This window comes from Marinicrinis lubricantis (assembly GCF_042658665.1).
GTDB classification, from domain to species: domain Bacteria; phylum Bacillota; class Bacilli; order Paenibacillales; family KCTC-33676; genus Marinicrinis; species Marinicrinis lubricantis.
The window spans coordinates 23,777-43,255 of record NZ_JBHSQV010000171.1 but is presented as its reverse complement, the minus strand read 5'-3'; the positions used below and the strand labels follow the sequence as shown (position 1 = coordinate 43,255).

General features: G+C 50.3%; 13 protein-coding genes. 12 read left to right on the top strand and 1 reads right to left on the bottom strand.

Features of this window, described 5'->3' with window-relative positions:
* Positions 1-123 precede the first annotated feature (123 nt).
* The 3 genes from ACFPXP_RS15620 to ACFPXP_RS15610 all read left to right on the top strand — a co-directional run bounded on the left by ACFPXP_RS15620 (position 124) and on the right by ACFPXP_RS15610 (position 6,567).
* Complete coding sequence (locus ACFPXP_RS15620) at positions 124-3,558, top strand: glycoside hydrolase family 2 TIM barrel-domain containing protein (protein ID WP_379895255.1); 3,435 nt, start codon at positions 124-126, stop codon at positions 3,556-3,558.
* 150 nt (positions 3,559-3,708) lie between these two features.
* Entirely contained in the window at positions 3,709-4,671 is a 963-nt protein-coding gene (locus tag ACFPXP_RS15615) for an aldolase catalytic domain-containing protein (protein ID WP_379895254.1), read from the top strand.
* 306 nt (positions 4,672-4,977) lie between these two features.
* On the top strand, positions 4,978-6,567 hold the full coding sequence (locus ACFPXP_RS15610; protein ID WP_379895253.1) for an amidase: 1,590 nt from the start codon (positions 4,978-4,980) through the stop codon (positions 6,565-6,567).
* A gap of 38 nt (positions 6,568-6,605) precedes the next feature.
* Here the strand turns inward: ACFPXP_RS15610 and ACFPXP_RS15605 are convergent, their stop codons facing one another.
* The gene (locus ACFPXP_RS15605) at positions 6,606-7,850 is read right to left on the bottom strand and encodes a helix-turn-helix domain-containing protein (protein ID WP_379895252.1); all 1,245 of its coding nucleotides are present in this window, start codon (positions 7,848-7,850) and stop codon (positions 6,606-6,608) included.
* 170 nt (positions 7,851-8,020) lie between these two features.
* Between ACFPXP_RS15605 and ACFPXP_RS15600 the strand changes: the two genes are divergently transcribed.
* The 9 genes from ACFPXP_RS15600 (at position 8,021) to preA (ending at position 19,446) form a co-directional block, all read left to right on the top strand.
* A complete protein-coding gene (locus ACFPXP_RS15600; RefSeq protein WP_379895251.1) occupies positions 8,021-10,303 on the top strand; it encodes a glycoside hydrolase family 3 C-terminal domain-containing protein in 2,283 nt (760 codons plus the stop codon).
* Between the two features lie 325 nt (positions 10,304-10,628).
* Positions 10,629-11,414, top strand: a complete 786-nt coding sequence (locus tag ACFPXP_RS15595) for an ABC transporter ATP-binding protein (protein WP_379895250.1) — start codon at positions 10,629-10,631, stop codon at positions 11,412-11,414.
* Positions 11,415-11,419: 5 nt separating this feature from the next.
* Positions 11,420-12,232, top strand: coding sequence for an ABC transporter permease (locus tag ACFPXP_RS15590; protein WP_379895249.1), 813 nt, complete (start codon positions 11,420-11,422; stop codon positions 12,230-12,232).
* A complete protein-coding gene (locus ACFPXP_RS15585) occupies positions 12,233-13,096 on the top strand; it encodes an ABC transporter permease (protein WP_379895248.1) in 864 nt (287 codons plus the stop codon).
* 124 nt (positions 13,097-13,220) lie between these two features.
* Entirely contained in the window at positions 13,221-14,303 is a 1,083-nt protein-coding gene (locus tag ACFPXP_RS15580) for an ABC transporter substrate-binding protein (protein ID WP_379895247.1), read from the top strand.
* Between the two features lie 92 nt (positions 14,304-14,395).
* Positions 14,396-15,808, top strand: coding sequence for an aspartate aminotransferase family protein (locus ACFPXP_RS15575; RefSeq protein ID WP_379895246.1), 1,413 nt, complete (start codon positions 14,396-14,398; stop codon positions 15,806-15,808).
* Between the two features lie 36 nt (positions 15,809-15,844).
* Complete coding sequence (locus ACFPXP_RS15570) at positions 15,845-16,726, top strand: nitrilase-related carbon-nitrogen hydrolase (protein WP_379895245.1); 882 nt, start codon at positions 15,845-15,847, stop codon at positions 16,724-16,726.
* A 57-nt stretch (positions 16,727-16,783) separates the two neighbouring features.
* On the top strand, positions 16,784-18,130 hold the full coding sequence (locus ACFPXP_RS15565) for an NAD(P)-dependent oxidoreductase (RefSeq protein WP_379895244.1): 1,347 nt from the start codon (positions 16,784-16,786) through the stop codon (positions 18,128-18,130).
* A 17-nt stretch (positions 18,131-18,147) separates the two neighbouring features.
* Positions 18,148-19,446 (top strand): NAD-dependent dihydropyrimidine dehydrogenase subunit PreA, encoded by a 1,299-nt coding sequence (preA, locus tag ACFPXP_RS15560; RefSeq protein ID WP_379895243.1) that lies wholly within the window; start codon positions 18,148-18,150, stop codon positions 19,444-19,446.
* Positions 19,447-19,479: the final 33 nt, after the last annotated feature.

The window sequence follows — 19,479 nt, the reverse complement described above, 5'->3', positions numbered from 1 at the left end:
GAATCCTGAACGTCAACCATGATACACTGATGGTAAAATGCACCACACGTCAACCTATGACGTTTCGCTAACATCGATCATGCAGATCCATATTTTAAATACATAAAGAAAGTGAGTGCAAGCATGAACAAAAAGAAGCTTTTTAATGATGGCTGGGAGTTTGCCAAGAGCGGTTTAGAAGTGTCAGATCACGCGGGCCTTTCCTTTGAACCGGTGGACCTTCCGCACGATTGGCTGATTTATAATAGTTTAGATCTCTATGAGAACAGTATTGGCTGGTACCGCAAGCGGTTTAATTATAAGAAGGAAGAGCGGGAGCAGCAGCTTCTGCTCAGCTTTGATGGCGTATATATGGATTCATCCGTTTATGTAAACGGACAGCTGGTAGGCGAATGGAAATATGGCTATTCCTCATTCGAACACGAAATCACAGAAGCCGTGATTGACGGAGAAAATGAGATCCTCGTGAAAGTAGTGCATCAACATCCCAACAGCCGCTGGTACTCAGGTGCGGGCATTTACCGCAATGTGTGGCTGAAAACGAGAGATCTCAATCATCTCGTGACGAATGGTCTTTACATTACGACGAAGCAGGACGGAAGCTCATGGCAGGTTGAAATCGACAGCGAGTTGAATCTGACGGAATCCGCGAAACTGTCCCATACCCTTTTGGTTCAGGGGCAGAAGGTTGCAGCCGTATCGGAGCAAATTGCTGTGAATCAGGATACATCTATACAGAACCGGCAAATCCTAAGCGTCGAAAATCCCCAGCTTTGGAGTCCAGATGAACCGAACCTGTATCAGCTGGTCACAGAGCTGCAGATCGGCCCGGAAGAGAAGACGATCGAAACGGTAACAACGAACGTTGGCTTCCGCAGCGTGGTGCTGGATCCGAATCAAGGCTTCCTGCTTAACGGCAAGAAGGTGAAGATCAACGGCGTATGCGAGCATCATGATCTGGGTGCTTTGGGTGCTGCATTTAACATTTATGCGCTGCGCAGAAGATTTGAAATTTTAAAAGCGATGGGTGTCAACGGCATTCGGACCGCGCATAACATGCCTGCGAAGGAACTCATGGACTTAGCCGATGAGATGGGTATGTTCGTCTGCTCCGAAGCGTTCGATATGTGGGAGCGGCCGAAAACGACTTACGACTATGCACGTTTCTTCCATGAATGGATGCCGATCGATGTGAAAAGCTGGGTGACCCGCGATCGGAATCATCCGAGCCTGATCATGTGGAGTATCGGGAATGAAATTTATGATACGCATGCGGGCGAGAGAGGGCAGGAAGTGACCCGGATGCTGATGGACGAAGTTCTGAAATACGATCCGAAGCAGAATGGACGAGTGACCATTGGTTCCAACTATATGCCTTGGGAGAACGCGCAGAAGTGTGCCGACATTGTCAAATTGGCCGGCTACAACTACGCGGAAAAATATTACGACAAGCACCACGAGGAGCATCCGGATTGGATCATTTACGGCAGTGAGACAGGCTCTGTCGTCCAAAGCCGGGGAGTTTATCATTTTCCGTTCGAGGAGCCGATTCTTGCTGATGACGACGAACAGTGCTCTGCTCTGGGGAACAGCACGACAAGCTGGGGTGCGAAGTCCACGGAATTTTGCATTTTAGCGGAACGCGATACGCCATACTCCCTCGGTCAATTTATTTGGACCGGATTTGATTATATCGGGGAGCCGACCCCGTACCATACGAAGAACTCTTATTTCGGGCAAATTGATACCGCGAACTTCCCCAAAGATTCATATTACATTTACCAAGCGGGTTGGACGGATTATAAGAAACAGCCGATGGTGCACATTTTCCCGTACTGGGATTTCAACGAAGGTCAAATGATCGACGTCCGTGTCGCCTCCAATGCGCCGAAGATTGAACTGCAGCTGAACGGTGAAACGATTGGAACGCATGAGCCGGAGCATCAGCAGGGCACGAAGCTTGTGGGATGGTGGAAGGTGCCTTATACGAAAGGCGAACTAAAAGCCATTGCCTATGATGAGAACGGCAATATCATTGCGACAGATGTGAAGAGGTCGTTTGGCGACGCGAAGAAAATTCGTCTGTCGGCTAATAAGACGCAGCTGACTGCAAACGGCATGGATTTAATTTTCCTTGAAATCGGCATGGAAGACGAGCAGGGTAACCCCGTTGAAAATGCAAACAACAGAGTACGGGTAGAGGTGTCGGGAGAAGGCCGCTTACTCGGACTAGATAATGGTGACAGCACCGATTACGACCAATATAAAGGCTTAAGCCGCAGACTATTCAACGGCAAGCTGATGGCGATCATCGGAGCAACCTTAGGAGCTGGGAAAATTCAAGTAACGGTCTCCTCTGAAGGTATGGCAAGCGAAACGGCCGAATTTGAAGCATTGCCTGCGGCGGAGGAAGCGACTCAAGGCATTTCTGCAAACATGAAGAACAAGGAATTGCCGATCGTGATGGGCACAGGCAGCGAAATTCCGCTGCGTAAAATGGAAATTGTCAGTGAAGCAGGCCAGCAGCTGGATGAAACGAAGCGGGAAATCGCCGTCCGCGCGAAGCTGTACCCCGAAAACACTACCTATAAGGAAGTGGAATGGAGCGCGGTGAACGATGCGGGCATCGAGTCCAATATCGCTAAAGTGGAAGCGAACGGGCTTACAGCGAAGATTACAGCATTAGGCGACGGAGAATTCCGCATTCGCTGCATGAGCAAGAACGGCAGTGACAAGACGAAGCTGATCTCCCAGCTGGAATTTAAGGCGACAGGACTCGGAACAGCTTACAAGGATCCGTACGGATTTATTTCCGGAGGACTGTATGATGAAAGCAAAGGCGATGTCGGCAGCGGTAACGAAAGAGGGGTAGCGACAAGCAGAGACGGCGAAAGCTATGTTGGCTTCCAGTCGATTGATTTCGGCCCGTATGGCTCGGATACGATCACGATTCCGATTTTTGCATTGTCTGGGGATGGCCATTCGCTTCAAATCTGGGAGGGGGTTCCCGGTGAAGAGGGCAGTGAACTGCTGGCCGATGTCGTATACCAGAAAGAGCCGATTTGGAACGTCTACCAGGAGGCAACGTACCGTCTGTCCAAGCGGCTTCGGGGGATTACTTCGCTCTACTTCGTAACCCAGGACAAAATTCACATGAAAGGCTTCTCCTTCGATCGTCAAAGCCGTGCCTTTGAACAAAATATGGCGAACGCCAGTGATCAAATTTATGGAGATACATTCGTTATTACAGAGCACAGCGTCGAGGGGATCGGTAATAACGTGTCGCTTGAGTTTTCCCATATGGACTTTACGGAGGCAGGCACTTCGAAGCTGACCATCTACGGCAGATCGCCTATCGATAAAAATACGATCCATATTCGTTTCTCTGGTGAGGGCGGGGAAAGCAATCAGCTTGTCGAATTCACGCAGTCGGAAGGGTATGAAGAGCGCGTATTTGATCTGGAGCGAGTAACAGGCGTGCAGAAGGTCACGTTCATCTTCCTGCCAGGGTCGAATTTTGATTTTGGCTGGTTCCGTTTTGAGAAGCAGGAAAGCTGAAGGTACGTTTAAATCATATTCCGTTTTGACAAAAAATGAAGTTGTATGATAAGATAAGCGGAATACTATAACACATAAAAGCGTAAAAGCACGAAAGTGAAAATGCGGCACGATACATTACAAGATACATGAACGAGGAGACTGCGAAACATGAGTGACAATTTACCCAAAATATTAGATTGTACGATTCGTGATGGCGGACTGGTCAACAATTGGGATTTCAGCGAGGAGTTCGTTCGCAATTTGTATGAAGGCCTGAACGAAGCTGGCGTCGATTATATGGAAATCGGCTATAAGAATTCGCCTAAATTGCTGAAGGGTGCCGACGAAGCGGGTCCTTGGAGATTTTTGAACGACGATTTTCTGAAGAAGGTGATTCCGCAGAAGCTGAATACGAAGCTTTCTGCATTAGTGGATATCGGACGTGTGGATGAGAATGACATTCTTCCGCGCAGCGAAAGCATGCTGGATCTTATCCGGGTCGCTTGCTACGCAAGAGATGTGGATAAGGCGATCCGACTCGTGGAAATTTTCCATGAACGGGGATATGAAACGACGCTTAACATTATGGCGCTGTCTAATGTCATGGAGAACGAGCTGACGGAAGCGCTGGAGCAAATTAAAGATTGTCCGGTCGATGTCGTGTACATCGTCGATTCCTTCGGCAGCTTGAACAATTCGGAAATTGAATATTTCATTGAGAAATTCAAGAAGCTGCTGCCGAATAAGAAGCTGGGCATTCATGCGCACAACAATATGCAGCTGGCGTTCTCGAACACGCTTCTTGCCGCGGAGAAGGGAGTCGCTTATTTGGATTCCTCCGTTTACGGCATGGGCCGGGCGGCGGGCAACTGCAACACGGAGCTGCTCGTTGCGAATTTGAAAAATCCGAAATATAAGCTTCGTCCGGTGCTGGATATCATCGAACGCTTCATGGTGGAAATGCGGGAAAATTGGGAATGGGGCTACAACATTCCTTACATGATCACCGGCACATTGGATGAGCACCCGCGCACAGCGATGGCTCTTCGTGGCAGCGCGGACAAAGATAAGTACGTCGATTTCTACGATCAATTAACGCTGCCGGAGGTTTCTCCCCAAGCGAAGAAGTAAATAGAAGTTAGAGAGCCGCTCTCTGATTTATAAAGTGACTCCAAGTGAATAGAGAGTTAAATGGGTTAGACGAGGCATGAGCTCGGTATTGCACCGGGTTTATGCCTTTTTAATTTGTAAATATACCACTCATTATGTTATATCTATGTTAGGTTTAATACCAATAACTAATATATAAACTAACATAAACAAAATAGTGCTCTCATATGAATAGGTTAAGTGTTATGAAAGGGGTGGAGTTTGTAATACTGATGTGCGATTTTACTACATCGTGAAAACCTATGATAGGGAGAGGAGTTTTTCGCCATGAGAGACGTTGTTTTTTCTTTTATGATTAAACGCAGTACAGCCATTATACTTGCCTTGATTTTAGCGTTATCGGTACCGGCTCTGCCGAAAGCATCCGCCGAAGAAGCATTTTCATTCGAAGAGATTACAGTGGAGGAGCTGCAGGCAGGATATGCAAGTGGAGAATATACGGCGGAGGAAGTCGTGCAGGCTTACTTGGATCGAATTACAGAGTATGAACCGAGCTATAACGCATTTACCATGATGAATCCGAACGCTCTGGAGGAAGCACGAGAAATCGATCGCCGGCGTGCAGCAGGTGAATCGCTTGGGGAACTGGCGGGCATCCCGATCGTGATTAAAGAAGCGGTGGATATGGCGGGATTTCCGTCGACAATGGGCTGGGAGCCGCTGAGCAAGGAGAAGGGCGGCATCGAGCTCATACCGGAGAGGGATGCGCCTGTGGTCGCCAGATTGAAAGAAGCGGATGCGATTATTTTGGGGAGAACGAATATACCGGCTTTTAGTTCCTCCGGTACTCGGGCAACAACGAGCTGGGACGGAGATACGTATAATGCGGTCGACAAGAAGCTTGTGCCAGGAGCTAGCAGCAGTGGTACCGCTACGGCGGTATCAGGGAATATGGCCGTGCTTGGTATTGCTGAGGAAACAGGTGGTTCCATCCAAAACCCAGCAGCCGCACAAGCACTTGTCGGGATTAAACCGACCTTCGGTCTTGTGCCGAACGCTGGAGTCGTTCCACTAGCCGGTAGTACGCGTGATGTCATTGGGCCGCATGCGAGAACGGTATACGATGCTGCTGTTATGCTGGATGTCATTGCCGGCTACAGTCATGAAGATCCGAAGACCGTTGCATCCATCGGCAACATACCGAAGGGCGGATACACATCCAAGCTGAATAAGCAGGCTCTTAAAGGCAAGCGCATCGGATTGTACGGACCCGGTTGGAGGGATCAAGAACTCACAGTGGAGACACAGCAGCTTTATGATCGGGCCATCGAGGAATTGGAAGCACAGGGTGCCGTAGTCGTTCCCGATCCATTCGCCGGAACCGGTTTCGCTGAATATGTGAAGTCCGCTGGAGGCGTCGGAATCGAATCGATCATCTATGATATGGAAGATTATTTAGAACGACTTGGGCAGAGCGCCGCATTCAACTCGGTTGAGGAAATGCTGGAGATGACGGGAGAAAATCCTTCGGTATTAGATCGATATGACGGTGAGATGCCAGACCCTGATTCTGTTGCCGATTTGACTAATTTCGTAGAGGTTCGCACCCAATATCTTGAATACATTAACGAAGTGATGGAAAAGCACGATTTAGATGCGCTCGTATTCCCTCAAATGTATAAAGAAACGCCGCTATTGGACAGCGAAGACAATATCGGAGCGACGACGGTATCTGAAATCAATATTGCAGGGATTCCTCAGGTCAACGTTCCTGCGGGATACTACGAAAGCGGTTCTCCATTCTCTATCGCCTTCGTAGGAAAAATGTGGAGCGAGGCGGAGCTGCTGGGCATGGCATACGATTACGAGCAGGCGACTCAGTACCGCAAGGCGCCGAGGCTAGTGGCTGAACCATAATATAGAGAACAGCGGGAAGGCATTATTCCCGCTGTTTGTTATGTCAGTCGTCCAATTGTTCGATGATTCTTCTCTCGAAATCGCTTGGGTGTTACCCCAACGTGCTTTTTGAAAATTTTCGTGAAATAGCTTTGGTCGGTAAAATGCATCCATGAGGATATCTCCGATATCGGGGTTTGAGTGAGCGAAAGCAAGTTTTTGGCCTCATCGATCCGCACCTTCTGGATGTACTCGGTCATCGTAATGCCTGTTTCCTTTTTGAACAGCTTGGACAAATAGCTTGGATTTAGCTTGGTGTGGTCTGCTAAGTCGTTCAATGAGATGCTGTCGTATAGATGCTTGAAAATGTAATTTTTACAGACCGTAACGATCCTGGAGCTGCTTTCCTCTTTTGCCCCCAATACTTTCTCGGCAAACGCGCACATTGCTTCCTCCACCAGATGATTGATATCGTTGATCTGATGCACTTCCTCCACCTGCTGAATGAATACATCGCTGAGCGTATATGCAATTTCTGGATGGAGCCCTCCTTCCATGGCGGACCTGGTCGCGATCGTAATGGCGGAAATCGCGATATTTTTGCGGGAACGAAGAAAACTGGATTTCGATAACACACCGAACTCTTCTTCCGGGATCGCACCGAACGATTTCCGCACCTCATCGACTCTTCCTTCTTTAATATGGTTAAGCAGCCGTTTCTCCACTAATGGATCATGGTGAAATACCACCTTCTGAAGCCGCTTAGAGACCTCAATTTCGGGAGGCTCGATATGAATAGGGCTTCGCTTCAGCTCCTTATTTTTTTCCAAGACCTGATCATACGACCATAACGTGTGATTCACCATGTAGTGGACGAGGATTCCCATATGGATCAGCTGCTCTTTTTTTATCACGGGTAAAGAATGATAATACCGAATAAAACCTGTTCGATCGGTATGCTGAGGATAGTCGCTGAGCAGTCCGGCAATTTCCCGATCCGACAGCGGATAGGTCGTGGACGGACCGAGCAAGAGCGTACCCCGATAGATGCCATCCTCGTGTATATGAATACATATAAAGTTCTCATAGAAAGGAGTGGTTGCCACAATCGGGAAGTCTAATGACGTATTGATATGCAAGGAGCTTGAACGGAATAACCGATCTTTATGATGGAGATACAACGGATTGATCGTATAGCTGGAGGTGAGCTCTAAGAGCGGCTTTCCTTTCGTGTCCAGCAGAAATACGGGAAGATGGAACGATTCCGATATATGACTGCACAGTGCTTGCAGCTCATGGTTCATTGCAGTTCCTCCTCAGATGGAACACCGGTTTGAATGCCTTTTCAGGATATGTAAAAATAATACCAAAAAGAAATAATAAATACCATAATCGTGATCATAGAAGGCATATAATAAGCTTAGAAAGCGGTATCATAACGGGATCATTTTATACAAACGAGGAGGATTTCAAGATGGCAAGAGATATACGTCAATTGATCGATCAAATGACATTAGAGGAGAAAGCAGGCTTGTGCTCAGGCTTGGACTTCTGGCATTTAAAAGGCATAGAAAGATTGGGTATCCCATCAATCATGGTAACGGACGGCCCTCACGGACTTCGCAAACAGGCAGAAGGGGCCGATCATTTGGGGATTTACGACAGTGTGAAGGCGACTTGTTTTCCTTCCGCAGCCGGGGTTGCCAGCTCATGGAATCGGGATCTCATTGAAAAAATGGGAGCTGCTTTAGGCGAGGAATGTCAGGCCGAAGACGTGGCTGTCCTGCTGGGACCTGGAGCGAATATGAAGCGTTCGCCGCTGTGCGGACGAAACTTCGAATATTTCTCCGAAGATCCTTATCTTTCTTCCGAAATGGCGGCACATCATATTCAAGGTGTTCAGAGCCAGGGGGTTGGAACTTCGTTAAAGCACTTTGCCGCGAATAACCAGGAGCATCGCAGAATGAGCGTGGATGCCATCGTGGACGAAAGAACGCTCCGTGAAATATATCTTGCCAGCTTTGAAAACGCGGTGAAGAAGTCGCAGCCTTGGACAGTCATGTGCTCGTACAATAAAATCAACGGTGAATACACTGCAGAGAATAAGAAGCTTTTATCGGATATTTTAAGAGACGAATGGGGCTTTGCGGGTTTTGTCGTTTCCGACTGGGGAGCCGTCAATGAACGTGTGGACGGCTTAAAAGCTGGTCTGGAGTTAGAGATGCCATCCAGTAAAGGGCAGGGCGACAGAAAGATCGTGGAGGCGGTGAAGAACGGCACCCTTTCTGAGGACACACTGAATCGTGCAGTTGAGCGCGTGCTGAATATCATTTTCAAAGCGGTGGACCACAAAAAGCAAGATGCCGGCTATGACAAGGAAGCGCACCATCAGTTGGCCCGTGAAGTCGCCAGAGAAAGCATGGTGCTATTGAAAAATGAAGATGGGATTCTGCCGCTGAAAAAAGAGGGGAGCATCGCCGTGATTGGGCAGTTTGCGGAGAAGCCTCGTTATCAAGGAGGCGGAAGCTCCCATATCAATCCGACGAAGCTGGAGAACATTCTAGAGGAAATCCGCACGTCGGCGCCTGGCGCGAATGTGACTTATGCGCAGGGGTATGAATTAAAGAGCGACGACATCGATGAGCAGTTGATTGCGGAAGCCAAGGAGGCTGCAGCTCAAGCGGATGTTGCGGTGCTTTTCGTCGGACTTCCAGACCGCTACGAATCGGAGGGGTATGACCGCGAGCATTTAAATATTCCAGCGAACCATCAAGCCTTGATCGAAGCGGTATCCGAAGTGCAGCCGAATCTGGTTGTCGTGCTGAGCAACGGGGCTCCGGTAGTTATGCCGTGGCTGGGACGAGTGAAAGGTCTGCTGGAAGCGTATCTAGGCGGGCAGGCGTTAGGCGGAGCGATTGCCGATTTACTGTTTGGGGATGTCAATCCAAGCGGCAAGCTGGCGGAGACATTCCCGCAGGATGTTCGTCACAATCCGTCTCATCTGAACTTCCCAGGTGAAGGGGATCGGGTGGAGTACCGCGAAGGTATTTTTATCGGCTATCGCTATTATGACATGAAAAACATCGAGCCGTTGTTCCCGTTCGGTTTTGGATTAAGCTATACCACCTTTGAATATTCCAACCTCCAAGTGAGCAAAAAGGAGATTCAAGATACAGAGACCGTCGAAGTATCGGTGAAGGTTAAAAATACAGGCAAGATGGCGGGCAAAGAGATTGTTCAGCTCTATGTACGGGACGTGAAGAGCGAAGTCATTCGACCTGAGAAAGAACTGAAAGGCTTTGAAAAGGTCGATCTTCAGCCGGGCGAGGAAAAGACGGTAACGATGGTGCTGGACAAAAGAGCTTTCGCCTACTACAACGTGGATCTGAAGGATTGGCATGTGGAGACAGGACAATTTGAAGTGATGATTGGACGCTCGTCCAAGGATATTGTTCTGCAGGATACGGTGAACGTAAAATCCTCCGTTCGCATTAAGAAGAGAGTTCACCGGAATACAACGTTCGGAGATTTAATGGCAGAACCGCTCCTTGCGCCAATCGTGAAGGAGATGCTGGCCAAAGCGAATGAAGGAAGTCCGTTCGCCAGCATCGATGAGGACTCGGATGCAGCCGGCATGTTTGAAGCGATGATGAAATATATGCCATTGCGGGCGATGTCTTCCTTCAACCCTGATCAATTCACCGAGCACATGCTGAATGAGTTTATCGAGCAATTGAACAAGGTATTAGAAGGGTAAGCAAGGAGAAAGCGTAACCGAACTGATAAGAGATAAACGCTAATGACAACAAAGCGGTAATGGGTGGATGCATCCATTGCCGCTTTTTTTTCTATGAATTCGGGCTGAAGGAAGTGGATGGTAGATGAGGATGAAGTAATTGCATAACTATACATGTCATGAAATATTACATAAATTTATGATTTAAGACGCATTGTATAATCCAATTTGGTCCGATTTCACATAGTGTCTAATGGATTGTGGTGTTTTACTAAGTATAATGTCACATAAGATAACAAATATATATCGGCGTTAAAACAGAATCAAAGGAAGGGGAGTGGAAGGCATGGAGAATACGATGGCGACGATCTTACCGGAAATCGATATAGATCGGGTAACCATGAAATACCGCACGGATGCTTCCGAGGTGCTGGCCCTTCAAGAAGTGACGATGAACATTCGTCAAGGGGAATTTGTTTCTCTTCTAGGTCCGTCAGGGTGTGGAAAAACGACGCTGCTGCGCATTATTGCAGATTTGATACAACCGACAAGCGGCAGTGTACAGGTGGCAGGCGGGACAGCTAGAGAGGCGAGACTCGCGCAAAAATACGGCATCGTTTTTCAAAACCCGGTCCTGTATGATTGGCGAAAAGTACGTGAGAACGTTACGCTCCCTCTTGAAATGATGGGGGTGAAGAAATCAGAGCGTCGCCATCGGGCGATGGAATTATTGTCGTTAGTCGGTTTAGAGCATGCGGCAAGCCGCTATCCTTGGCAGCTTAGCGGCGGGATGCAGCAGCGTGTGGCGATTGCCCGTGCGCTTGCGATGGAGCCTGAAATTCTTCTAATGGACGAACCGTTCTCCGCTTTAGATGAATTTTCAAGAGAAAGGCTCAATGAGGAATTGCTTGCGATCTGGAGTCAAGTGAAGAACACCGTCGTGTTCGTAACACACAGCATTCCAGAGGCGATCTTTCTATCGGATCGAGTGTTTGTTCTTTCTCCGCATCCCGGACGACTGTCGGCGGTCGTTGACATATCGATGCCAAGACCGAGAACGAAGGAGATGCGTCAAAGTGAAACATTTTTCCGTCTTATTGCGCAAATTCGCGGCAGTTTTGAAGGAGTGTAACGGCGATGAAGGAGTCAGGAGTATTCTTGCGCGAACGTTTACTGCCCATTGTCGTTTGGGTGCTGGGGATTTTGCTTGTGTGGGAAGGAGCCTCCTGGTATTTGCTGGAGGTGAGGCAGATCCCCCTAGCTCAGTCGAAGCTTCCGTATATTCATGAAATCGCTGCGACCTTTACGACTTACGGAGGGACATTAGCGAAAGAAGGGTGGGTCACCTTCATGAATGCGGCATACGGCTTTTTGCTTGGAGCCGCTGCAGGTTCGCTGCTCGCGATATTGATGAGTCTATCCAAGTGGGTGGAACAGCTGGCATTCCCCTATGCAGTCGCTTCGCAGATGGTTCCCGTCCTTGGACTTGCGCCGATTGTCTACGGCATTGTGCGTGATGAAGAGACGGCGAGAATTTTGATTTCAGCTTATATCACCTTTTTTCCTGTATCTCTAAACATGCTGAGAGGATTGCGCAGTGTATCTCCGGCTTCATTGGAGCTGATGCATTCATATGCAGCCGGGGGGAGGACCATCTATTGGAAGCTTCGCTTTCCTGCGTCGCTGCCGGGTCTGTTCAGCGGGCTGAAAATCGCTGCTCCACTGGCCGTAACCGGGGCGATTCTCGTCGAGCTGATGGGAGCGAGCAGAGGGATAGGCGTCATTATGCTGCGCAATCTGTATTACGGACCGTCACATGTTTATATGTTTTGGTCCACGGTCGTCGTTGGAGCCTTTTTAGGGATTTTCTGTTATGTGTTGATCAGTGCAGTGGAACGAATCGCTGCGCCTTGGCAGCCTGAGTTTCGAAACAAAGGAGGCGATGGATAGATGGTTGGCGTTTCAGGAACGGAGCTGCAAGAGGTACGAACCGAAGGGATTAAAGCTGTACCTCGAGAGATGAGGATATCCAAGAGATCGCGCCGGAAGCGCAGACGTTTTACGGCCGTGGGGCTGCCCGTGATAGCAGGATTATGTTTTCTCGCTTTATGGGAATTCGAAGTATTCCACCGACTGTTCCAGTTGAGGACATATCAGCTGCCTCTGCCCTCAGACATCGCCAAGGCCATCCGGGATCATGTCGACCTGCTCTTGTCCTACACCGGCTATACTCTAACTGAAGCGGTGCTCGGCATGCTGCTGGGCTCATCGATTGGATTTGTGGTCGCCTTGCTCGCCGCAGCGTGGCCGAAATGGGGGTCAGCCAGCGTGCTGATCGTTGCTTCCTTGAATGCGGTGCCGATCGTCGCGCTGGCTCCCATTATGAATCTTTGGTTCAGCGATGGAATGGGCTCGCGCATTGCCATTGTCACCGTGACAACGATGGCCGCTATGGCGATCAATGCTCACAAAGGCATGAACGCGGTCGATCCGCTCGCGATGGACTTAATGCATTCCTATGCAGCGAAGAAGCTCGAGGTATTTCGTTACTTAAGAGTCGCCGGAAGTCTGCCGTATGTTTTCACCGCCTTGAAAATCAATGCGACGTCGAGCATGATCGGTGCCATTGTAGGTGAGTTCTTCTATTCCTCGAGAGGGCTCGGATACCTGCTATCCAACTCGATTAAAGTGGCTAAGATGCCGTTAGGCTGGTCCTGCATCGTGCTTGCTGCCGTTGCCGGAGTCATATTCTATTTCATCATAGAACGGTTGGAGAAATGGTGCATCCGCTGGCATTCGTCCCAGCGCACTTAAACCGAAGACAGCACATCCGATAAGGAAGGAATCCGTACCCAAATACCTTCCGAATCTTCATGATATTATTTTTGCCACGTGCAGGATGTGAACGAAAACGTGAAAAGGTGGAGGGAGAAAACAGATGAGAAATAAGGGAAAACGAAGCATACTGACCGCGGTTGCTGTACTTCTCATGGTTTCAATGCTTGCGGCATGCGGGGGGAATAATGGCAGCTCGAACGACTCGGGATCGCAGCCATCGGCGAATGGAGGGGGGGACGGTGCGGCAGGAGCTTCCGAAACTGTTGAGGTGAAGCTGCAGTTGAAATGGGTGCCCCAGGCGCAGTTTGCCGGTTATTTCGTGGCACAGGAGAAAGGATATTACGCCGAAGAAGGGTTGGAGGTCGAAATACTGCCGGGAGGTCCGGATATCGTACCAGAACAGCAGGTGGCCAGTGGCGCGGCGCATATCGGCGTAGATTGGGTGGCGAGCTTGCTTGCTCATCAGGAACAAGGACTCCCGCTTACCCAAATTGCTCAAATCTATCAGGAGAGCGGTCTCGTGCTCGTCTCGAAGAAGGAGTCTGGCATCACTTCAGGAGCAGATTTGAAGGGTAGAAAAGTAGGTAACTGGATGGGTGGCAATGAATTTGAGGTGCTGGCGCTGTTCGATAAGTATGGTCTCGATTCTACGAAGGATTTGGAGTTCGTGAAGCAGGGCTTTACGATGGACCAGTTCTTGGCTGGCGAGCTGGATGCCGCATCAGCCATGACGTACAACGAGTTCCAAGTGGTGCTGAGCGAAGGGATTGCAGAAAGCGATTTGAATGTCATCGACATGAATGCTGAAGGGGTGGCCATGCTGGAAGATAATTTGTTTGCCAACTCCGACTGGCTTTCGGGCAACAAAGAGACGGCTGCCAAATTCCTGCGTGCTTCTTTGAAGGGATGGAAGGATGCGATTGCCGATCCCGAACAAGCGGTGGATATTGTCATGAAGTCGGTGGAGGAAGGAAGCACCTCAAGGGATCATCAGCTGAAGATGATGACGGAGGTCGCGAAGCTCGTCGCGCCTGAAGGCTTTGATTTGAACAACTTGGGTTGGACCGATGAGGCGATGTTCAAGCAAACAGCGGATATCGCATTGCAGTTTAATGTCATTCAGAACGAGCCGGAACTGAGCACAGCATTTACGAATGAAATTGTGGAAATGGCAAGAGATTAAGCGTTTTGAGAACGACAAGAGATAGAGCGACTAGTCCATCTAAGCGAAGAGGCGTCCGTCATTAGACTTGTTGGAAATGGAGGTGCATTTTCGTGAGTGCGAAGGAAGCCGCCACGCAGGGACACTCCAAGCAGCGTATGCTGGAGAAGGATAGGAAATATGTGTGGCATCATATGTCACCGCATAATGAAGGTCCGATGATTATCGTCTCTGGAGAAGGATGCTGGCTGACGGATATGGACGGAAATCGTTATTATGACGCCATTTCGGGATTATGGTGCGTGAACATCGGTTACGGCCGCAAAGAAATGGCCAAGGCCGCTGCCGAACAGATGGATAACGTAGCATATGTGCCGATGACGCAAGCGCATATTCCCGGAATCGAGCTGGCCGAGAGGATCAGTGAATGGCTGGGCGGCGGATATCGTATTTTGTTCTCCAATTCCGGCTCAGAAGCCAACGAAGCCGCATTTAAAATCGCCAGACAGTATTTTAATCAAATCGGTCAGCCGGAGAGGCATAAATTCATTTCCCGTCATCGAGCGTATCACGGCAGCTCTATGGGCGCTTTGGCTGCGACGGGCCAAGCGCAGCGCAAGATGAGGTATGAGCCGCTGGGGACGGGATTCCTGCACGTTCCACCACCTTATTGCTACCGCTGTCCATTTGGACAGAACAAGGACAGCTGCCGTATGGAATGTGCGGAAATATACGACCAAGTCATGGAGTGGGAAGGAGCGCAAACGGTAGCAGGTGTCATCCTAGAGCCAGTCATTACCGGCGGGGGGATGATCGTGCCCCCGCAGGATTACATGAAGCGGGTCAAGGAGATTTGTGACAAGCATGGCGCACTTTTGATCGTTGACGAGGTTATTTGCGGTTATGGCCGGAGCGGAAGGCGATTCGGCCACCACAACTTCGGGGTACAGCCGGATATCGTAACGATGGCCAAGGGACTGACCAGCGCATACAGTCCGCTCTCGGCGACCGCGGTACGTGAGGATTTGTATGATGCGTTTCGGCTGTCAGGCGGTTTAGACCACTTTCGGCATATTAATACCTTCGGGGGGAATCCGGTGTCCTGTGCCGTCGCGAACAAAAACTTGGAGATCATAGAGCGGGAGCGGTTGGTGGATCATGCAAGCGAGTTAGGGCGCAGACTAAGGGACAGGTTAATGAGCTTGGCTTCTCACCCTTACGTTGGGGATATTCGCACCTTCGGTTTTGCCGCAGGTATCGAGCTGGTGGAGGACAAAGAAACGAAGAAGCCAGCAAGCTCCGACCTGATAGCCAAAGTGATGACGGCCTGCAAGCAGAGGGGATTGCTGATAGGTAAAAACGGGGATACGACGCCGGGTTATGCGAATGTGCTGACGCTGGCCCCGCCCTTTGTCGCCGCATTCGAGGAAGTGGATTGGATGGTCAGCACGTTGGCGATTGCACTGAGTATGCTGCCGCTTTATGACGGTAAAGAGGTCGGCTTAACGAACGGATGGCGGGAGTAAGTCATTTCAGCGCGATATATAGAGGAGGGGAACAATATGGATACTGTTAAAATCGCACTCGTTCAAGCGAAGCATGAAGTGGATGGCAGCGAGCCGGTTGCGCTGCATAAATCGAAAGCGATTGAAAAGCATGTCGCCCTTTTGCAGGAAGCGAAGAGTCGAGGAGCACAGATCGTTTCTTTTCAGGAAATTTTCTACGGGCCTTATTTTTGCGCAGAACAAAAACCAAAATGGTACGAAGCCGCGGAAGAAATTTCGAGCAGTTCGACCGTGAAGCTGTTTCAAGAGCTGGCCAGAGAATTGGGTATTGTCCTGATTTTGCCGATTTATGAACGCGAGGGAATTGCGAACTATTATAATACGGCGGTCGTGATCGATGCGGACGGAAAGACGCTAGGTCAATACAGGAAACACCATATTCCGCATGTGGAGGCAGGCGGCGAGGGATACGGATTTTGGGAGAAATATTATTTTAAGCCGGGGAATCTGGGGTATCCGGTATTTGATACGGCATTTGCGAAGGTCGGCGTGTACATTTGCTACGATCGGCATTTTCCCGAGGGTGCACGTATGCTCGGCCTCAGCGGAGCGGAGATTGTATTCAATCCTTCGGCGACGGTGGCTGGGACCTCGGAGTACTTATGGAAGCTGGAGCAGCCGGCGCACGCGGTAGCCAACGGCTATTATGTCGGGGCGATTAATCGGGTCGGCTATGAAGCGCCATGGAATATGGGAGAGTTCTACGGCCAGTCGTACCTCGTTGACCCGAGAGGAAATATGGTTGCTGTGGGGAGCCGTGATCAAGACGAGGTCGTGGTCGGCGAGATGAACAAATCGCTCATTCGCGAAGTCCGTGAAGTGTGGCAGTTTTATCGTGATCGCAGGCCGGAGACGTATGAGGCGCTATGCAGCCTGTAATATGGAATGCGGCAATGTACTTCAGCAGGATATGCGATAGAGGGAGGAGGATAAGCGATGAAGGAAGCACTGCGACAAGCATTTTCTGAAATTCATCCAGGACTAAAGCCGAAGGAGGCCGAGGAGGAAGCGAACCGCTGTCTGTACTGTTACGATGCGCCATGCATCAACGCTTGCCCTACCGGAATTGATGTACCGTCATTCATTCGGAAAATCGCGACGGGAAACCTCAAAGGATCGTCCAAAGTCATTATGGAGGCAAATCCGGTGGGCGCGTCCTGTGCACGGGTTTGCCCGACAGAGCAACTGTGTGAAGGAGCCTGCGTATTGAATGAAGCATCGAAGCCGATTGCCATCGGGATGCTGCAGCGATTCGCGACCGATGCGGCGCAAAAAAGCGGCGAGCTGTTATTCGCTCCAGGACCGTTCAACGGACGGAAGGTAGCGGTCATTGGCGGAGGTCCTGCCGGACTATCGGCTGCGCGGGAGCTGGCGAGGCTCGGGTATGGTGTCACAATATTCGAAGCGAGGGACAAGGCAGGAGGATTAAATACGTACGGTATCGTTTCGTTCCGCCTGCCCCAAGAAGTATCCATGTGGGAAGTTGAGCAGGTACGCCAGATGGGGGTAGAGATTCGTACCGGCGTCAAGGTCGGGGAAAATATATCAAAGGAGACGCTGCTTAGCGAATACGATGCGGTGCTGCTTGCAGTCGGCATGGGGAAGGTTCCAAGCTTGGGAATTGAAGGCGAGCACTTAAGCGGCGTTTATGATGCGATCGAATTGATCGAGGGCACGAAAGAAGGCGATTTTCCATCGCAATTCTCGGGTGCCAGGGTGGCGGTTATTGGTGCCGGCAATACAGCGATCGATGCGGCGACATGCTCCATCAGGCTGGGTGCCGAGCAAGTGAAAATCGTTTACCGCCGTACAGCGGCGGAGATGACGGCATACGATTTTGAGTACCGGTTTGCGAAGGAGGAAGGGGTGGAGTTTCGCTGGTTAACATCACCAAATCGGATCATCGGAGATGCTTCAGGAAAAGTAACACATCTCGAGTGCATTCGAATGCGGCTTTCTGAGCCGGGACCGGACGGACGATCCGTACCCGTGCCCATCGAGGGATCAGAGTTTCTAATGGAGGTAGACGCGGTCGTGACGGCGATTGGCCAAACACGGCACTTGTCATTAATTGAAGCGCTGGGGATTGAGCACGAACGGGGAATAGTCAAAGTGGACTTGGAAACCTATGAAACGTCCCGCGAGAACATATTTGCCGCAGGTGACTGCATCTTCGGATCCGGCCAAGGGGAAGCGACGGTGGTCAGCGCGGCACAGCAAGGAAAGCTGGCGGCGTATGCCATTCATCGCCGCATGAATCATCAAGCCGTTGAGACGGCCTAGAAAGGAGAGGGGCAAGAATGGCTGATTTGCGAATTAATTTAGCTGGAATTCAAGCACCGAATCCGTTCTGGCTTGCTTCAGCTCCGCCGACCAATACCGGATATCAGGTGCAGCGCGCGTTCGAGGCCGGATGGGGCGGCGCGGTATGGAAGACGTTAGGCAGCCCGGTCATTAATACGAGCTCTCGCTTTGCGGCGCTCCACTACGGAGGACAGCGGGTTGTCGGATTTAACAATATTGAATTGATTTCAGATCGCCCGGTAGAGGTGAATTTAAAGGAGATCTATGAAACGAAGAAGAGATTTCCGGATCATGCACTGGTCATTTCGTTGATGGTTGAGCCGAAGCGCGAGGCTTGGCATGAAATTGTGAAACGTGCTGAGGATGCCGGTGCGGACGGACTGGAGCTGAATTTCGGATGCCCGCACGGCATGGCGGAACGAGGCATGGGTGCGGCATCCGGTCAAGTTCCTTCACTCGTTGAGCAGCAGACGTTTTGGGTCAAGGAAGTGGCACGGACCCCCGTGATCGTGAAGCTTACGCCGAATATTACCGACATTACGGCAACGGCCGTTGCCGCTGTACAAGGCGGAGCGGATGCGCTGTCATTGATTAACACGATCAACAGCTTAATGGGCGTCGATCTCGATTCATGGAATACTGTCCCTCATGTCGGCGGGATGGGAGCTCACGGCGGATATTGCGGACCAGCGGTCAAACCGATTGCACTGCATATGCTGGCTGAATGCGCTCGCCACCCGGAAATTAACATTCCCATTTCCGGCATCGGCGGTGTGTCGACATGGAAGGATGCGGCCGAATTCATGCTGATGGGGGCGACCGGCGTACAAGTCTGTACGGCTGCGATGCATCACGGATTTCGGATCGTCGAGGATATGATCGATGGGCTGAACAACTATCTGGAGGAAAAAGGTGTATCGAGCGTGACCGAACTCATCGGCAGATCTGTAGAGAAATATCAAAATTGGGGGGATCTCGATCTGAATTATCAGGTCGTCGCGAGAATTAACCCGGAGCAATGCATAAACTGCAACAAATGCCATATCGCTTGCGAAGATACCTCGCATCAATGCATTGAACAGCGGACCGATGAGAATGGAAAGCCGTATTTGAAAGTAAGGGAAGAGGACTGCGTTGGCTGCAATTTGTGCTCGATTGTGTGTCCAGTGGAAGGTGCGATCGATATGGTAGAGGCGGAATCGGGACAACCGCCGATGACCTGGAATCAGCGGCAGAAGGCGCTCACCATGCTGAATGAAGGAAGCCGGTCGGAAGTTCAAAAAGAGGTCGGATAGTGCAGAACGAACGGATTTGAAATGGTCGATCGC

What these genes read in the sequence shown, in the direction of transcription:
- ACFPXP_RS15570 (WP_379895245.1), top strand. Translation starts at nt 15,845, where the DNA reads ATGGATACTGTTAAAATCGCACTCGTTCAAGCGAAGCATGAAGTGGAT.
- ACFPXP_RS15620 (WP_379895255.1), top strand. Translation starts at nt 124, where the DNA reads ATGAACAAAAAGAAGCTTTTTAATGATGGCTGGGAGTTTGCCAAGAGC.
- ACFPXP_RS15615 (WP_379895254.1), top strand. Translation starts at nt 3,709, where the DNA reads ATGAGTGACAATTTACCCAAAATATTAGATTGTACGATTCGTGATGGC.
- ACFPXP_RS15580 (WP_379895247.1), top strand. Translation starts at nt 13,221, where the DNA reads ATGAGAAATAAGGGAAAACGAAGCATACTGACCGCGGTTGCTGTACTT.
- preA (WP_379895243.1), top strand. Translation starts at nt 18,148, where the DNA reads ATGGCTGATTTGCGAATTAATTTAGCTGGAATTCAAGCACCGAATCCG.
- ACFPXP_RS15565 (WP_379895244.1), top strand. Translation starts at nt 16,784, where the DNA reads ATGAAGGAAGCACTGCGACAAGCATTTTCTGAAATTCATCCAGGACTA.
- ACFPXP_RS15585 (WP_379895248.1), top strand. Translation starts at nt 12,233, where the DNA reads ATGGTTGGCGTTTCAGGAACGGAGCTGCAAGAGGTACGAACCGAAGGG.
- ACFPXP_RS15590 (WP_379895249.1), top strand. Translation starts at nt 11,420, where the DNA reads ATGAAGGAGTCAGGAGTATTCTTGCGCGAACGTTTACTGCCCATTGTC.
- ACFPXP_RS15600 (WP_379895251.1), top strand. Translation starts at nt 8,021, where the DNA reads ATGGCAAGAGATATACGTCAATTGATCGATCAAATGACATTAGAGGAG.
- ACFPXP_RS15610 (WP_379895253.1), top strand. Translation starts at nt 4,978, where the DNA reads ATGAGAGACGTTGTTTTTTCTTTTATGATTAAACGCAGTACAGCCATT.
- ACFPXP_RS15605 (WP_379895252.1), bottom strand. Translation starts at nt 7,850, where the DNA reads ATGAACCATGAGCTGCAAGCACTGTGCAGTCATATATCGGAATCGTTC.
- ACFPXP_RS15595 (WP_379895250.1), top strand. Translation starts at nt 10,629, where the DNA reads ATGGAGAATACGATGGCGACGATCTTACCGGAAATCGATATAGATCGG.